Source organism: Tardiphaga sp. 20_F10_N6_6, from assembly GCF_052076045.1.
Taxonomy (GTDB): Bacteria; Pseudomonadota; Alphaproteobacteria; order Rhizobiales; family Xanthobacteraceae; genus Tardiphaga; species Tardiphaga robiniae.
In genome coordinates, this window is record NZ_CP197239.1 from 3,248,802 (window position 1) to 3,264,208 (window position 15,407).

14 protein-coding genes and 1 tRNA gene are annotated in these 15,407 nt (G+C 61.4%); 4 read left to right on the forward strand and 11 right to left on the reverse strand.

All coding sequences use genetic code 11. The features are described 5' to 3' along the window. Nucleotides 1–121: 121 nt before the first annotated feature. Nucleotides 122–2,509 carry an EAL domain-containing protein gene (locus AB7813_RS15690; protein WP_439084034.1) on the forward strand — a complete coding sequence of 796 codons (2,388 nt, stop codon included), beginning with the start codon at nt 122–124 and terminating at the stop codon, nt 2,507–2,509. A 93-nt stretch (nt 2,510–2,602) separates the two neighbouring features. Here the strand turns inward: AB7813_RS15690 and AB7813_RS15695 are convergent, their stop codons facing one another. From AB7813_RS15695 to AB7813_RS15705, 3 genes are all read right to left on the reverse strand, one after another. Beyond that, nucleotides 2,603–3,283 (reverse strand): ParA family protein, encoded by a 681-nt coding sequence (locus AB7813_RS15695; protein WP_068728738.1) that lies wholly within the window; start codon nt 3,281–3,283, stop codon nt 2,603–2,605. 209 nt (nt 3,284–3,492) lie between these two features. Continuing rightward, the gene (locus AB7813_RS15700; RefSeq protein ID WP_231079282.1) at nt 3,493–3,864 is read right to left on the reverse strand and encodes a hypothetical protein; all 372 of its coding nucleotides are present in this window, start codon (nt 3,862–3,864) and stop codon (nt 3,493–3,495) included. A 174-nt stretch (nt 3,865–4,038) separates the two neighbouring features. Further along, nucleotides 4,039–4,290 (reverse strand): hypothetical protein, encoded by a 252-nt coding sequence (locus AB7813_RS15705; RefSeq protein WP_439084032.1) that lies wholly within the window; start codon nt 4,288–4,290, stop codon nt 4,039–4,041. A 267-nt stretch (nt 4,291–4,557) separates the two neighbouring features. On the opposite strand from AB7813_RS15705, the gene AB7813_RS15710 reads away from it, so the two are divergent. After that, a complete protein-coding gene (locus AB7813_RS15710) occupies nt 4,558–5,205 on the forward strand; it encodes an SGNH/GDSL hydrolase family protein (RefSeq protein WP_439084030.1) in 648 nt (215 codons plus the stop codon). A gap of 30 nt (nt 5,206–5,235) precedes the next feature. On the opposite strand, the gene AB7813_RS15715 is transcribed toward AB7813_RS15710, so the two are convergent. The 4 genes from AB7813_RS15715 to AB7813_RS15730 form a co-directional block, all read right to left on the reverse strand. Further along, nucleotides 5,236–5,466 (reverse strand): hypothetical protein, encoded by a 231-nt coding sequence (locus AB7813_RS15715; RefSeq protein ID WP_184511980.1) that lies wholly within the window; start codon nt 5,464–5,466, stop codon nt 5,236–5,238. A 265-nt stretch (nt 5,467–5,731) separates the two neighbouring features. Beyond that, nucleotides 5,732–5,808, reverse strand: a tRNA-His gene (locus AB7813_RS15720). A 151-nt stretch (nt 5,809–5,959) separates the two neighbouring features. Continuing rightward, nucleotides 5,960–6,394 (reverse strand): phasin, encoded by a 435-nt coding sequence (locus tag AB7813_RS15725; RefSeq protein WP_068728746.1) that lies wholly within the window; start codon nt 6,392–6,394, stop codon nt 5,960–5,962. 269 nt (nt 6,395–6,663) lie between these two features. Continuing rightward, a complete protein-coding gene (locus AB7813_RS15730) occupies nt 6,664–7,035 on the reverse strand; it encodes a phasin (RefSeq protein WP_115033036.1) in 372 nt (123 codons plus the stop codon). Nucleotides 7,036–7,401: 366 nt separating this feature from the next. On the opposite strand from AB7813_RS15730, the gene AB7813_RS15735 reads away from it, so the two are divergent. Beyond that, on the forward strand, nt 7,402–10,662 hold the full coding sequence (locus AB7813_RS15735) for a PAS domain-containing protein (protein WP_439084028.1): 3,261 nt from the start codon (nt 7,402–7,404) through the stop codon (nt 10,660–10,662). A gap of 15 nt (nt 10,663–10,677) precedes the next feature. Here AB7813_RS15735 and AB7813_RS15740 read toward each other — a convergent pair whose 3' ends face one another. Both AB7813_RS15740 and AB7813_RS15745 read right to left on the reverse strand, forming a co-directional pair. After that, nucleotides 10,678–11,886: an NnrS family protein gene (locus tag AB7813_RS15740; RefSeq protein ID WP_439084027.1), complete on the reverse strand. Its 1,209-nt coding sequence runs from the start codon at nt 11,884–11,886 to the stop codon at nt 10,678–10,680. Between the two features lie 2 nt (nt 11,887–11,888). Further along, on the reverse strand, nt 11,889–12,353 hold the full coding sequence (locus AB7813_RS15745; protein WP_439065022.1) for a pseudoazurin: 465 nt from the start codon (nt 12,351–12,353) through the stop codon (nt 11,889–11,891). Between the two features lie 153 nt (nt 12,354–12,506). Between AB7813_RS15745 and AB7813_RS15750 the strand changes: the two genes are divergently transcribed. Beyond that, the gene (locus AB7813_RS15750; protein WP_439065023.1) at nt 12,507–13,214 is read left to right on the forward strand and encodes a Crp/Fnr family transcriptional regulator; all 708 of its coding nucleotides are present in this window, start codon (nt 12,507–12,509) and stop codon (nt 13,212–13,214) included. A gap of 5 nt (nt 13,215–13,219) precedes the next feature. Here the strand turns inward: AB7813_RS15750 and AB7813_RS15755 are convergent, their stop codons facing one another. After that, the gene (locus AB7813_RS15755) at nt 13,220–14,554 is read right to left on the reverse strand and encodes an ATP-binding protein (protein ID WP_184512001.1); all 1,335 of its coding nucleotides are present in this window, start codon (nt 14,552–14,554) and stop codon (nt 13,220–13,222) included. After that, on the reverse strand, nt 14,551–15,216 hold the full coding sequence (locus tag AB7813_RS15760; protein ID WP_089266246.1) for a response regulator transcription factor: 666 nt from the start codon (nt 15,214–15,216) through the stop codon (nt 14,551–14,553). Before AB7813_RS15760 ends, AB7813_RS15755 begins: the two co-directional genes overlap by 4 nt. Nucleotides 15,217–15,407: the final 191 nt, after the last annotated feature.

Consider the following 15,407-nt stretch of genomic DNA (forward strand, 5'->3'; position numbering starts at 1 on the left):
CATGCGCAGCGATAGCACACGGGGCGATCTAATAGCGCCGATCGCCGGTATTTACGTGTCTTTACGTACTTATATCTAACGTCCCGCGCAATTGCGGTAATCCCGCTCGCGGTATCTGTACATGCTTACGATCTATAACTGCATCGCCAATGCCCATGATTTCAGGCTCGTCGGACTTGCGGCCATCATCTGCGCGATCGCGTCCCTCGCTGCTATCAACCTGCTCCGTCATGCGCGAAGCGCCACAGGCCAGATGCGCCTCGTCTGGCTCGCGGTATCCGCGATCTCCACGGGCTTCGGCATCTGGGCCACGCATTTCGTAGCGATGCTGGCATTCTCGCCGGGGATGCCGAGCGGCTACAATATCGTACTTACGGTCGTCTCGCTGATCGCCGCACTGCTGCTGACCGGCGCCGGCCTTGCCGTGTCGTTGATCCCGAATTTTCGTGCCGGCCTCTGGATCGGCGGCGCCGTCGTCGCGGGCGGCATCGCGGCGATGCATTACACCGGCATGGCCGCCTTCGAACTTCAGGCGCGCATCGACTGGGATATGACGCTCGTCATCGTCTCGATCGTATTGGGAGCCGTGCTCGGTGCGATCGCGCTTCCGGTAGGGTTGCATGGCACCACCCTGCGCTGGAAGATCAGCGGCGCGCTGCTGCTAACGCTCGCGATCTGCAGTCACCATTTCACGGCGATGAGCGCGGTCACGATCACCCCGGATCCGACCATCGCCGTCTCGCCGCTGACCATCCCCGCCGGATGGCTCGCACTTGGCGTCTCATTGATCAGCTTCGCCATCATTGGTCTGGCGCTGGCCGGCATCGTGCTGGATATCCGTGATCACCGCCGCTCCGATCTCGAAGCCGACCGCATGCGCGGACTCGCCAATGCTGCCGTCGAAGGGCTGCTGGTGTGCGACGGCGACACGATCGTCACGGTCAACACGTCCTTCGCCGCGCTGGCGGGATCGTCCGCTGAATTGCTGATTGGCGGGCGTCTGCAAGACTGCTTCCCCGATGGAGATACGCGGACGCAGATCATGAGCCAGCCTGACAAATCGGTGGAAGCGAGCCTGCGGCAGCGCAACGGCCAGACGATTCCGGTCGAATTGATCCTGCGTGGAATCGACTTTGCAGGGGAGCCGCATCAGGTCATCGCCGTACGTGACCTCCGCGAACGCAAACAGGCCGAACAGCACATCCGCTATCTCGCCCACTACGACTCCCTGACCGGACTGCCCAATCGCGGCACGTTCCATGATCGAATCGATCAGGAGATTGCGACACTATCCGAGGACCGCCCGCTCGCCATACTCGCTTTAGATCTCGATCAGTTCAAACAGGTCAATGACCTGTTCGGCCACGCCGCCGGCGACAAGGTCCTCAAGAGCGTAACGGCCCGCATCACCGCCCTGCTTGGCGAAGGCGAGATGATGGCGCGCCTTGGCGGCGACGAGTTCGCCATTCTCTTGCCGAACCTGACCTCGCCCGCAGCTGCGAGTCAGTTCGCCGACAGGATACTGGAAGCATTCCGGAGCAAGGATGCCACCTTCGAACTCGGCAGCGTCACCGCCAGTGTCGGTATCGCACTCTGCCCAGACGACTCCAGTGATCGCGACACGTTGCTGGCTTGCGCCGACACCGCGCTCTACCGCGCCAAATCCGAAGGCCGCGCGACCTGGCGCTTCTTCGAACCTGCAATGGGGGAAGCCGTGCGCGACCGCCGGCTGCTCGAACACGATCTGCGCAACGCCATCGATGCCAATCAGCTGAAAGTGGTCTATCAGCCCCAGGGCACCATGGAGTCGGGCCGTGTGATCGGCTTCGAGGCACTGCTGCGCTGGAACCATCCCGTCCGCGGCAATATTCGCCCCGACATCTTCATTCCGATTGCGGAAGACACCGGCGCCATTCTCGGCATCGGCGAATGGGTGCTGCGCGCCGCCTGCCGTGAAGCAGCGACGTGGAAGCATCCGTTGACCATCGCGGTCAATGTCTCGGCGGTTCAGATCCACCACGATAGCTTTGTCGCAACCGTCCATGAGGTCTTGCTGGAAACCGGCCTGCCCCCGCATCGGCTCGAACTGGAGATCACCGAGACTGCGCTGATTCGCGACTTCGATCGCGCGCTGTTGACACTTCGCCGGATCAAGGCACTCGGCGTTCACATCGCCATGGATGATTTCGGCACCGGCTACTCGTCGCTGTCGAACCTGCGTGCATTCCCTTTCGACAAGATCAAGATCGACGGATCATTCATCAGGTCGGTGAACACCAACAGCCAGGCAGCAGCAATCGTGCGCGCCGTCCTCGGCCTCGGCCGCGGGCTTGGGCTGCCGGTGCTCGCCGAAGGCGTGGAAACCGAAGCGGAATTCGCATTCCTGCGCGACGAGAAATGCGACGAAGCGCAGGGCTATCTGCTCGGCCGTCCGGCTGACATAGACAACTTCCGTGAAGTCACCCAAGGGGTGACCTCGCCCGCCGGAGATATCGCCATTTCAGCATAGGCGTGAACACCCCACCGTCGCGGTCACACCAACGACAAAAAACGCGCGAAGGTCTCGCGCGCTTTTTCTGGGGTCAAAAGAGCAGAACGGCTATCAGGCCGCCTGCTTGTGCATCGCGCCGGTCGCCGATCCGTTGCCGCGAATAGCCTTGATCGAACGTTCGATCGCCGCCCACAGCTTCCCGATCTCGCTGGCTGCGCGACCTTCTGCCTGATATTCGCGGGCGCCTTCGCCGTTGCCAAGCGCGAGCAGGAGATCTGCACGGTTGGTGATCTGACCCGACCACACCGGAGCCTTGAACTTGGCGAGCGCTTCGCGGGCGATCGTCACGATACGGCTTTCGGAATCGTCACGGCGTGCCGGCGCACCATTGATGACAACCGCATAGGGCTTGCGGGCCGAACGGCAGGACTGAATCGTCGCCTGTACGGCGTCGACGTCGAACACGCCGGGACGCGCAGGAATGATCACCATGGTTGCGTTCTTGATGGCATCGTCGACCACAGCCGATGTGTTCGGCGGCGTATCGATGAACACCCATTCGAAACCATCACGCTTCGCGGCGGCAACCATTTCGGTCACGCTGCGATTTGCGATCTTCAGCGGCGGTTCATTTGTTCCCCGCAGCTTGTGCCACAGCGTCAACGAACCCTGCGGATCCGCGTCGATGAGCAAGCAAGGCTTCGTTGATTTATGAACTTGAGCAGCAAGATGTGCAGCCAGGGTACTCTTCCCCGAGCCGCCTTTACGCGATGCGAAAACTATGACGTTCATATGTTGGCCTCCAGATTGACCCCAGGAGGCGAAAATGAATCAGTCTGCTGATTCGTTAAAGTCATATTTACGCGTAATTCAAGGATATGTGCCTGATTTGTTTGGAATGTTGGTTTTTGAGTCACACAGTGCGGCGCAACAGGCCCGAAATGAGTCAGGTGTAGTACGCTTGTCGCCACTTTGTCGCACTCTGGTATCAAGTCAGGCGCTCAAATCTTGCTATCAGCGCCGTTGGAACGAGTTGAGTCCGGACCTTCGATAGCAATGCCCTTCGCGCGCTGACGTTCGATCCACTTTCGCTCAAGCCAACCGAGAAACTGCGCCACCGGTTTTTCCAGCGGCGGAATATCCTGCGCGATGAGGATGAGTCCGAGCGGCAACATCCAGAGGCCGAGCACAGGAAGAATGCTGAAAATCCCGCCGATAATCAGCAAAATGCCAAGCGGGAATCGCACGAGCTTCGATGAGGGCTTTCGCAACCAACCTACAAATCGAGCCGGTCGGGGCGGAAGTTTCGTTTCGAACCAGGCCAAATGCCGATTGAGTTCGGCCTTGTAGTCAATATTGGTTTCGCTGCTCAAAATGACGCTCCTCGTGGTCTGGAGATGTTGTTTCGTGTCGTGATACCCAACGTGTCAGTTTGTCACGGGTTCACTTTTTTGCCACGATCGATGGCGTCACGGTGCAGCGACTCGGCGAGATCACGCCGTTCTGCACGCTGCCTAAACTTCCATTCACGTGAAAGCGAGGCCTGATCAACTCGGGCGAGTCGGTTTTTTCGCCCTTCGCGACTTGCCCGCGGGTTTGCGCGCGCTGGCCGGCGTTGCCCGAAAGAATTGCGCGCAGCCCGGGCTCAATTGCGCCCGCTTCTGGATCATGCAGGCCGTCACGCGATCCACATCAGGAATGGCTGCACTGCAGAGCCGAAAGGCATCGCCGGTGCAGAGCTGTTGCTGATCGTCGGTATAGGCTTGCGACGGCGTCGCCAAGAACGACGCGCCGATCATGAGTGACATGGCAAGCGACCCGCTCAAAATCCCTGGACGTACCGACATTAGTCCCCCCTGGTTGCACGTTATCGTGGGAGTGTCGGAGACGATTGCCAGCTTGGCAAGGTGGACGTGACGGGGATCGGGCTTGCCTTCGCGCCGGCCCTGTAGTTTCTCCCGGACATCGCGGCGCCGTTACCCCGTCGCGACCTCGTGCGAGAGACGGTCCAGGATGAACAGTGAGACAAAAGCGATACTCCGAACCTGCGCGGGCGGTCCACGATCATGAACTGGACCCGTATTGGCATTATCGGCTTCGTGGGGTTGTGCGGCTGGGCGGCATGGCCCAAAGGAAATGACGCGACGCCGCCGCGCCCACTTCTGATCAGGGCAGCATTGAAACAGGTCGATGATCCCGTCATCATCCTCGGCGACAGTATCGTCAAACGCGCAACCTTCCCCCGTGCCGTCTGCGGTCGGCCCATCGTCAATGCCGGAATCGACGGATCAACGACCTCGAGCGGTCTCGATGCCATGCTGACAAAAGCACTTGGTGGGAAACAGGCCGCCATGGTCGTCGTCTCCCTCGGACTCAACGATGCTGCGGTCCCTGTGCACGCGGACTCATACAGGACCAACTATCTCGCTTTGCTCGCGACGCTAAAATCCACGGCTCCACGAATGGCCGTCGCGACCGTGACACTCGTTGAAGCCGGTAAATCCGATAGCGCGCGCATCAACGTCCAGGCGATCGACAACTACAACGCTTTGCTACCAACCATCGCCGGCGATGCTGGCGCGAGCCTTATCACCATCCCGTCCATGCCGGCGAAATACACAACCGATGGCATTCACCTGAATGATGCCGGCTATGCCATCTGGACCAAGGCGGTTCTTGGCGGGGTCAGCGAGGTCCTCTGCAAAGGCAAGTAGCAGCGAAAGTGATCAACGCAGAAACCCGCATCAGGCCTCGTTGACGCCAACGCCGCGCTCGTCAAGGAGCTGCTGCCCTTTCAACGTGATCCTAAATTTCGGCCCCGCTGCCGGCTTGGCTTGATCGATTACCTCGACAAGCCCTTGAGCAATCAGCCCGTCAAGCACGGCACGTTTTTCGGCATTGAGATCGAGCCCGGAGGCGCGCGCGATGTCGCACATCATCGCAATAGCGGTATTGCTGATATCAGCGTCGATCATGATTGCCTCCCTGTCGTTGGGAAGCCAACGGAACGATGGCAATCGAGTTCCACGACCGGCCTGGCGGAAGCACGCGGGCATTTACGACGTCGAGTTGCCCGAAGGCGGGCTGTTTGTGCGGAAACCTTACAGCCCCGAGCCAGATCGTGGGCACGCTGAATGATCTGACCGGCGCGCCGGCATTACCGGCCCGACCCAAGCGGTCAGACATTGCCGCAGCCCAAAGCAACGGCCAAGCTCGAATCGGCTAAATGATTGATTTGTATGGTACAGTTGGGTGGTCTCGAACCACCGACCTCCTGCTCCACAAACAGGCGCTCTAACCAACTGAGCTACAACTGCATCCTGACCGGCCCCAAAATCAGGGGGTCCCGAACAGGCGGGAAACTAGGTGCAACGCATCACTTTGGCAAGGCCGCGATGATGATTTTTGGCGCAAACAAAAGCCCGGGCTTGCGGCCCGGGCTTTCGATTATTTGGCGGTGCGATCGGCTCAGGCGGCCGGCTGGAACAGCTTCGAAGCGCCGGTCTTGATCGGTTCGGCGGTCTCGGTGGCGATCTTCTGGCCGAGTTCGGCCAGCTGTTTGGTCTGACCGGTGAAGGTTTCAACCTGGCTGCGCGCAAAAGCGGTCCACAGCTCCATCGCCTGCGACGGCGACTTCACGCCGATCAGCGACTGGGCGAAGTCAAAACCCGCATTGGTGTTGGTCTTGGCAATGTCGAGCAGCTTGGCCGAATATTCGGCAGCGCCCTTGGTGGCCGTGCCGAACACGGCTTCAACCGTGCTGTTATGGGTCTCGGCAGCGTCCTTGAACTTGGCATAACCCTCGCGCGCCTGCGAGACGCCCTTTTCGGCGAATGCGCGGACCTGCTCCGGCACCTGGAACGGGATAACGGAAGATGAGAACGGATCGGTCGATTCGGCCATAGCGTGCATCCTTCGTGGTGGGGGGTGAAATCAATAAACCCGTGGAGGCTGCGGAAGGCACCGGTGCCTTTCATCAGCTGGCGGGAAACAGAGCGGCATCGCCATCAGCGATGCGTCATTGTGGTTACCGCAATATCATGTCGGAATTGTGCGGCGCAACAGAATATTGCACCGCAGAATCGCATGAGACCCGGATCGAATGCGCGCCCACGTCATGGAACTCGCTAAATATCAATCACTGATTGCATGGCGGAGAGCGCAGGGGTCGGTCAGCTCTTGGGCTTGGCGGCGTCCATAGCAGCGCGGCTCATGATCTGGCCCATTTCGCTAGCTTGCTCTGCCAGCGACTTCATCTGCGACTGCACGTATTCGCTGTGGAGCCGCATGACGTCGCCGAGATCCTTGGCGTGCAGCAACTGCTGGGCATAATCCAGCGACGCGGCGACGTTCTTCTCGGCATAGGCGATGGCCTTGGTGCTGACATCCTTGGCGCCGGCGCGCACGGTCTCACCGCGATTTTCGATCGACGACGCCGTGCTCTGGGCGCTGGCCAGAAACTTCTCGAATGCCTGCTTGGCCTGGTCGAAGCTGGCTTCGGCCATTGCGCGCATTTCCTTCGGAATTTCGAATTGGTCGGTCATGTCCCGCTCCATTTTGCATTGACGAAGCCGTCCACGGCCCCGTCTCCCGTGTCGCCCACTGCAATCTAGCCGAGCTTGGCATCGCCGATGTGACGCGGCGTCCCGTCCTCGTCCGATCCCATCGTGGACCTTTGTTTTTGTTTTGCAACTGCCAACGCATGGCCCAGCCCCTCCGTTCGGCAGAATGCCGAACCCTCGGAGCGGATTAACGTTATTGCTGCTTTGGCCTGCTGGAATGGGCCGGGGACGTGGACCTGCGCGTCCGCGCGGGCGATACTAACGAATTATTAAGGATGTCATCGTTTGGCCCGCAATCTGTGACGCGGATACCGGACGGGCGCCCAACGAGTCAGTCATGAAGTGCCGATGAACAATGCGGATTTTCAGTTGCGGGGCGTTGGCGATGCACGGCTGGCCGTACACGCCACCAGCAACCAACCGGTCTGGCTGTGGTCGCGCGACGGCACCCGTGTGCTGTGGGCCAATCCGGTCGGCGCGCGACTGTTCGGCGCCCGTAACGCAGCGGACCTGTTTGCCAGGACTTTCGGACCCGCCGATACCCATCGCCGCCAGATAGCCCAGCTCGGCTCCCGGTTGCCGGCCAGTGGCGCAATGCGGCTGGAGCGCCTGCGCGGCTTCGGCGCGGCGCTGGGCAGCTTGATGACCTGCGCCTGCTCGCAGCTTGAATTTCCCGATGGCGGCAGCGGCATTCTCGTTGTCGCAGCGGAGCCGCTCGGTGGCCGCGGCATGCCGCTGGTCGAACGGCTGCAAAATCTCGTCGAGGGAATCGACACCCCGATCGCCGCCTTTGCACGCGACGGCCTGTTCGTCGGCGCCAACGAAATGGCTCGGGCGCTGCTTGGTTTTCGCAATCTCTCCGATGCCGGCCTCGATCATGCGCGCGACGGCGCGCTGAAGGACGGCCGCATCGAAACGCCTATCGGTTTTGGCCGCATGGTACTGCAGCGCGTAGGCAGCGGCGCCGATGTCGGACTCGTGGCGCTGATCGCGCCGGGCGCTGTGCATCCGGCGCCGAGCGAAGAAGAACTCGAGGCTTCCACAAAACCCGAAGCCAGTGTTGAACCACAGAGCGCCCTTGCAGAGCCGAGCGACCTGTTTGTCGAATTCGATGAGGCCATCGAAGCGGCAGACCTCAACAAACAGACCATCGACATCGACGCTCCGATCGAGCCGGAAAAAGCCGAGATCGATCGCGACGTACATCTCGAAGAGGTGATCGCCGAAACCATCGCACATGCCGACGCACCGACTGAGACTGATGCGCAGTCGCCCGCCGTCGAAGCCGTTGCCGACCAACCTGCGTCCGTTGCGCTGCCAGAGATCGAGCCGCGCACGACGCCGCTCCGTTTCGTATGGCAGATCGATGCGGAGAAGCGCTTCACACTGAACTCTGACGAGTTCGTCCACCTGATCGGCCCGCGTACAGCGGCAGGCTTTGGCCGTAAGTGGAACGATCTGACAGCCGAATTCAACCTCGATCCCGATAGCCACGTCGTCAAGGCGATGGCCACGCAGCAGACATGGAGTGGCATCACGCTGCTCTGGCCGGTGGATGGCGGTGGCCGTCTGCCTGTCGAACTCTCTGGCCTGCCGCTGTTCGATCGCGAGCGCAATTTCACCGGCTATCGCGGTTTCGGTGTTTGCCGCGATCTCGATGGAATGACGCGGCTCGCCGAGCAGCGTCGACATGATCACATCGGCGATCCACCGCCCCGACCATTATCCGCCGATGTCGCGCAGGCCGGCCCTGTCGGCGACAGTCTCGATGAACCGATTACCCTCACCACCAACCCGATACCAGAACAGACACCACCGCCAACCACACCGGACAGCACCGTGCAACCACCCGAGAACGTCGTGCCATTTCGACCAGGCGATCCCAGATCGCCGGCACTGACGCCTGTCGAGAACAGCGCCTTCAATGAGCTTGCGCGGCAATTGTCGGCGCGGCTTGAGTCGGAAACGGGACTGATCACGAGCACGAACACACCCGAAGCGGACAGCGAGACAGACGATGCACCGACGCCTGCCCAGACCTTGTCTCAGCCAGCTGAGGCGGCGTCACAGGCTGCCTGGCTGACAACGCCACCGGCTGCACCGCGCGGCGAGATGATGCGCGACAAGGTGCTGCTCGACCTGATGCCGGTCGGCGTCCTGATCTATCGCCTCGATCGCCTGCTGTTCGCCAATCCCGCCTTCCTCGCCCGGATGAACTATCCGAGCCTGAACGCACTGGAAGAAGCGGGTGGCCTCGATGCGCTCTATGTCGGAGCTGATGTCTCTTCTGCGGCCAGCACCTCGGATGACGGCACCGCCGTCACGATTTCAGGCGGTGACCAGTCCGGCAACACGGTGCCCGCCGAAGCGCGCCTGTACACGATTTCATGGGACAACGAGCCGGCGCATGCGCTGATTTTCTCTCCGTCCAAGGCAGAGCCTGTCGCCACCCCTGTTACGATCGCTGCGCCCGTTGCGGACGCGCCCTTGCCCGCCGGCCATATCGATGCCGAAGATCTGGCCACGATCCTCGATACCACGGCCGAAGGCGTCATCATGTTCGACGCCGAAGGCAATATCAATTCCTGCAACCGCAGCGCCGTGGCACTGTTCGGCTATAGCGGCGAATTACTGACGCAGCGGAATCTGACCGACCTCTTCGCAGCAGAAAGCCGCCGCGTGGTGCAGGACTATCTCGCAAGCGTCAAGGATTCCGGCGTGGCCAGCCTGATGGATCATGGCCGTGAGGCCCTGGGCCAGGTGCGCGCCGGCGGCCTCGTGTCGCTGTCGATGACCATCGGCCGCACGCGCACGGATGGACCGAACTTCTTTGCCGTGTTCCGCGACCTGACGCAGACGAAGAAGACCGAAACCGAACTGCTGAATGCACGCCGCCAGGCCGATCGTGCGGCAACCGCCAAGGCGGATGTGCTGGCGCGGATCAGCCACGAGGTCCGGACACCGCTGAATGCCATCATCGGCTTTGCGGAAGTGATAGTCGACCAGCGCTTCGGCCCACTCGGCAACGAGCGCTATGTCGAATACATGAAAGACATTCGGGCCTCGGGTGAACGCGTCATCGCGATCGTCAACGATCTGCTCGATCTGTCACGCATCGAGACCGGCAAGATTGACCTCGCTTTCACCACGCAGAACCTCAACGAGATGGTGGAGCAATGCGTCGCGGTGATGCAGCCGCAGGCCAATCGCGGCCGCATCATCATCCGTACCTCGCTGGCGCATCTGCTGCCGACGGTCGTTGCCGACGCCCGTGCGCTGCGGCAGATCACGCTGAATCTGATCGGCAATTCGATCCACCTCGCCAATGCCGGCGGTCAGGTGATCGTCTCAACCGCATTGTCGGACTTCGGTGAGATCGTGCTGCGCGTCCGCGACACCGGTCACGGCCTCAACGACAACGAACTCGCTGCCGCGATGGAGCCGTTCCGGAGTTCAACGCCGGCTGATTCTTCGGAGAGCTCGGGTGTCAGCCTGTCGCTGACCAAGGCCCTCGTCGAAGCCAACAACGCGCGCTTCCAGATCAAGACCGCGCCAAGCTCGGGCACGCTGATCGAGGTGGCATTTTCGAATGCAGCAATGAAAGCCTGAGCGGCCTTCACCGATTTAGCGACTGAGCGCCATCGCCGCGTCGGAACGGCGTGGCTTGCGATAGCCGATCAGCAGCGGACCGAATGAGACGGCGAAGCCGATAAAGGCCGCGACCCACGTCAATGCTGCAACATGGAGCAGCGGCGGACTGTAAGCCGGCGCGATCACGGCGCCAATCCGCGCCAGTGCCGCTACGATGACGGCAGCATAGATCATCAGCGTCGTGCGTGAGGCGTGCAGTGCCTGGCCAGTATGCCCCAGTGTTGCGCGGCTCATGACAGCCAGCGTCATCACGCCGGCCGCACCTGCCATCCATGCATGCAGGCCGGCGCTGGGCGCGACCCATCCTGCTGCCGCTGCGGCATTCAGCAGAAAACCCAGCGGCACGAAAGCGTAACCAATATGCAGGATCAGCAGCAGGCCCTCGCGCGAGGTGCGATCGCCGGCCCAGCGCGCAAGACGCATGATGTGCAGCAAGCCGACCAGCGCGAGAGCCACTCCCGTTAGTTCGGCAAAGGGCCGCGCGATCCACAGCACCAGCGCAGCGGCGCTGACGGCAATGACAACCATATCGAAACGCGCGAACGGCACTGGAAGCCGACCGGGATTCTCGCGCACCAGCCAGTTGCGGGTGAAGCTCGGAATGATCCGCCCGCCGATCAGCGAGATCAGCAACACCACGACCGCGACGCCGATCTGGATGCTGACGTCTGCGACGCCAGCAAGATGAGCTTCGACATGAAAGGCGATGTTACCGAGCAGCAGGAAGGCGACGATGCCGACCACCGGCAGATTGCGCCAGTTGCGGCCCGCCGCGATCTCGCGGGTTGTAGCGGCAGCGACCAGCGTCAGGAAACTCACATCGACCAGCATCGCCACGAGCCAGCCGGTATAGGCCGAAAACGTCAGGCAAATCCGTCCCGCGATCCAGAGGACGACCAGCCCGAGCAATGGCAAGCCGCGGATTGGCAACCGGCCGGTCCAGTTCGGAATGGCCGTGAACAGAAAGCCGGTGACGACGGCCGACATGAAGCCGAACAGCATCTCGTGAATGTGCCAGTCGCGCGGCGCAAAACCGGTGGCCAGCGCCAGCCGGCCATGGAAGGCCGGCATCCAGACCAGAATTCCCAAGCCGGCATAACACGCACCGAGCAGGAAAAAGGGGCGGAAGCCGGCCGAGAGCAACGGCCAATCGGCGATGGAACGAACACGAAGAAGCGTCATCGTCACTCTCCCGTTTGGAGCGCGTACTTCGCAGCCACTTTCTCGAACAGCGCCGCGAACGCTGTCTTGGCCTTGCCGGGATGGGTCACCGCCTTGGCTTCGGCCGCGTTGGTTGGCGTACCGACCACCACCAGTCCCACCATGCCCATGCCGTAATGCGGCGCGCATTTCACGCCGTAGACGCCGGGCTTGTCGAAGATCACCACGAGGTCCTGGCTCATCTTGCCAATGAAGGGCGTCGCATCGGCGGGCAGCATGCCTTTGACCGATTCAACGCTGTGCGCCTTGTCAGTCGACACGAATTTCACGGTATCGCCGGGCTGCACATTGACCAGTGCGGGCTCGAACACCATTGCGGTCCCGTCGGCGTCCTTGTTGAGCATTTTGACCTCGACTTCCGCAGCGCCAGCGGCGCCTGTCAGAGCGAAAAGGACGGCGGCGGTTGCAAGCATAAGAGCCTTGCGCATCGTATTTCTCCGTAAACTCCGGTCATTTCAGCCGGATGCGCCAAATTAGGCCTGCCGCCCGGCCTCGACATTGCGCCAGCGCAAACTTCCGCTTGATCGACGCCCGCAATCACGGTCTAGAAGTGGCCGGAACGGGAACTTGACGGAGAACGCATGTCGGCAGTCGACAGCTCCATGGTCGCGCATCTGCCGCTGTTCGAGAGTCTCGACACCGCAGCCTGCGAGGCGATCCTGTGCGAGGCGCATTCGATCCGCGTCCCGAAGAACAAGGTGATTTTCGAGCAGGGCGAGGACGTCCATTCGTTCTATCTGCTGCTCCATGGCCATATCCGCGCGACCAAGATGACGCCCGCCGGCGAACAGGTGATCGTGCGCTATGTCGCGACCGGCGAGATCTTTGGGATCGGTCAGGCGATGGGGCTCGCAACCTATCCGGCAACCGCAACGGCGGTGGATGACAGCGTGGTTCTGGTGTGGCCCACCACGATCTGGACGCGGCTGGTTGCTGACTATCCCGCCCTTGCCGCCAATACGCTCAAGACCGTCGGCAGCCGGTTGCAGGAGGCTCATACGCGCGTGGTCGAGATGTCGACCCAGCAGGTCGAGCAGCGCGTTGCTCACGCCCTGCTGCGACTGGTGAACCAATCAGGCCGCAAGACCGCGCAAGGCATCGAGATCGATTTCCAGTTGAGCCGTCAGGATATCGCTGAAATGACCGGCGCCACGGTCTTCACCGTGAGCCGCACGCTCAGCACCTGGGAACAGCGCGGGCTGATCGAAAGCAGCCGGCAGCGCATCGTGCTGCGCGAACCCGAGACATTGCGTGCGCTCGCTGATGCCGTTCCAGGTGATGACGCATAGCGTGGTTACGCGGCTTCGAACTGCCTGACTTCGTTCGGCACTTCTCCGAGTGGGATCGAGACGGCAGCCCTGACGCCCTGAGCATCGTCGCGGTTTGCGATATCGAGGCTGAAGCCGTTACGATCCGCCGCCGTCCGGGCAATCGCCAGTCCGAGCCCCGTGCCATCGATATCCATCGGCGCCGCACGGAAGAAGCGGTCGTAGAGATACGGCACGGCGGATTCCGGTATTCCGCATCCGCTGTCGATCACCTCGATGACGAGATCCGTGCCTCGGCGCTCAGCCTTGATGCTGACCGCGCCGCCGGCGCGCGTGTAGCGCACCGCATTGTCGAGCAGGTTCGAGACGATCAGCCGGAGATCGGCGGCACGAACATTCAATTCATCACGCGTCCCCGGCTCGATCGCGAGTGAGACGCCCTTTGCCTCGGCGATGGACACGAAACCGGACACCACCAGCCGCACGAAGGCCTCCGCATCGACGACTTCGGCTTCGCTTTCGATGCCGGCATCGGCGCGAACCATGGTCATCAACTGGTTGACCGAATAAGAGGCCCTTCGAATCCCGTCGAGCAGATCCTGCGCTATTTCACGCTCAGGCCCATTGAGCTCCCGTGCCCGCAGATTATCGATCTGGATCTGAAGCGCCGCGAGCGGAGTCCGCAATTCATGTGCCGCGTCAGACACGAAGCGACGCTGGGTCTCCAGCGCGGTCTGATGTCGCTCGATCAGCGAGTTCATGGCTGTCACAAGCGGAGCGACTTCGACCGGAACGCCTGTCAGGCTGAGCGCGCCCTTCGCATCGGCGCTGCGCTGGCCGATATCCATCGACAACGTCCCGAGGCCAGAGAGCACGCGCTTGACCGCCCACCAGATCATCAGCCATGCGATCGGAATGGCCGCGATCAACGGCACCGCAGCGCCCGCGGCCGCATAGGCGGCAACTTCCTCACGCGCACTCCAGCGCTGCGCAACCTGGATCGCATGCGTGGCATCACGCGAACGAAACACGCGCCAGCGCTCTCCGCCCGCGGTCACGTCGGCATAGCCGAGTTCCGACTGAAACGGGATATCGACCGAAGGGCCTGAACGATGAATGGGCTGTTTCGACTGATCCCAGATCTGGATCACCAATTGGTCTTCCAGTTCGGCATCGATCCGCGGCTCGATATCGTGCCGGAACACCATGCCCGCCGTGAGTGCAACCTCATGAAGGGCGTTATCCTGGAAGCTGTTCACCTCGTATTTGACGAAATAATAGGACGTGATGGCCGCAGCAACGCCGACCAAGATCAGCAGTCCCGTGACGTAAGTCATCACGGTCTTTCGCAACGACGTCATGCGCCCTCCTTGGTGACCATCCAGCCCGCACCGCGGACATTGCGGACAATGTCCTTGTCAAATTTCTTGCGCAGCCCGTGAATCAGCACATCGACCGCGTTGCTCTGCACTTCCTCGCCCCAGCCGTAGATCCGGCTCTCGATCTGGCTACGCGACAGAATCTGCCCGGGCCGTTCCATCAAGGCCTGCAGTACCGCAAATTCGCGCACCGACAGCAGATGCTTGATATCGCGGAATGTCGCCACCTGCGTCGATGGATCCAGCGTGATCTCCGCAGACGTCATGAGCGATACCACGCGGCCATTGGCGCGGCGCGTGACTGCGCGGATGCGCGCGAGCAGTACCGGCAATTCAAACGGCTTGACGATGTAATCGTCTGCGCCGAGATCGAGGCCCGCCACCATATCGGACACACCATCCCGCGCGGTGATGATAAGGGCCGGCGTGGTCATGCCGGCTTTTCTTTTCGCCTTGAGCACGTCCAGGCCGGACATCTTGGGAAGACCGATATCGATCAGTGCGACCGCATATTCCGACCGGTCCATCGCGGCGAAGCCATCGCGGCCATTGCGCGCCCAGTCGACGCTCATGCCATTCTCGCTCAGGCCACGCACCAGCGCCTTGCCGAACATGGCATCGTCTTCGATCAGTAGAACGCGCATCATTCAATCTCGTGCCTGCGGGACATTCGGAAAGCCAGTCAGTCAGACAACATCGGAGGCATCCCGATATTCCCTTATCCCAAGTGTCGGTGACTGCGGCGCTTACGCGCAGCGCTTGTCCAGTGACCAATCGTTTGGCGCAGGCTAGCCGTCGCTCCTCGTTTAGAACGATTACAAATTATCTCGACGGC

What these genes read in the sequence shown, in the direction of transcription:
- AB7813_RS15750 (WP_439065023.1), top strand. Translation starts at nt 12,507, where the DNA reads ATGTCGGCAGTCGACAGCTCCATGGTCGCGCATCTGCCGCTGTTCGAG.
- AB7813_RS15755 (WP_184512001.1), bottom strand. Translation starts at nt 14,554, where the DNA reads ATGACGTCGTTGCGAAAGACCGTGATGACTTACGTCACGGGACTGCTG.
- AB7813_RS15710 (WP_439084030.1), top strand. Translation starts at nt 4,558, where the DNA reads ATGAACTGGACCCGTATTGGCATTATCGGCTTCGTGGGGTTGTGCGGC.
- AB7813_RS15745 (WP_439065022.1), bottom strand. Translation starts at nt 12,353, where the DNA reads ATGCGCAAGGCTCTTATGCTTGCAACCGCCGCCGTCCTTTTCGCTCTG.
- AB7813_RS15695 (WP_068728738.1), bottom strand. Translation starts at nt 3,283, where the DNA reads ATGAACGTCATAGTTTTCGCATCGCGTAAAGGCGGCTCGGGGAAGAGT.
- AB7813_RS15690 (WP_439084034.1), top strand. Translation starts at nt 122, where the DNA reads ATGCTTACGATCTATAACTGCATCGCCAATGCCCATGATTTCAGGCTC.
- AB7813_RS15760 (WP_089266246.1), bottom strand. Translation starts at nt 15,216, where the DNA reads ATGCGCGTTCTACTGATCGAAGACGATGCCATGTTCGGCAAGGCGCTG.
- AB7813_RS15725 (WP_068728746.1), bottom strand. Translation starts at nt 6,394, where the DNA reads ATGGCCGAATCGACCGATCCGTTCTCATCTTCCGTTATCCCGTTCCAG.
- AB7813_RS15735 (WP_439084028.1), top strand. Translation starts at nt 7,402, where the DNA reads ATGAACAATGCGGATTTTCAGTTGCGGGGCGTTGGCGATGCACGGCTG.
- AB7813_RS15740 (WP_439084027.1), bottom strand. Translation starts at nt 11,886, where the DNA reads ATGACGCTTCTTCGTGTTCGTTCCATCGCCGATTGGCCGTTGCTCTCG.
- AB7813_RS15730 (WP_115033036.1), bottom strand. Translation starts at nt 7,035, where the DNA reads ATGACCGACCAATTCGAAATTCCGAAGGAAATGCGCGCAATGGCCGAA.
- AB7813_RS15705 (WP_439084032.1), bottom strand. Translation starts at nt 4,290, where the DNA reads ATGATCGGCGCGTCGTTCTTGGCGACGCCGTCGCAAGCCTATACCGAC.
- AB7813_RS15715 (WP_184511980.1), bottom strand. Translation starts at nt 5,466, where the DNA reads ATGATCGACGCTGATATCAGCAATACCGCTATTGCGATGATGTGCGAC.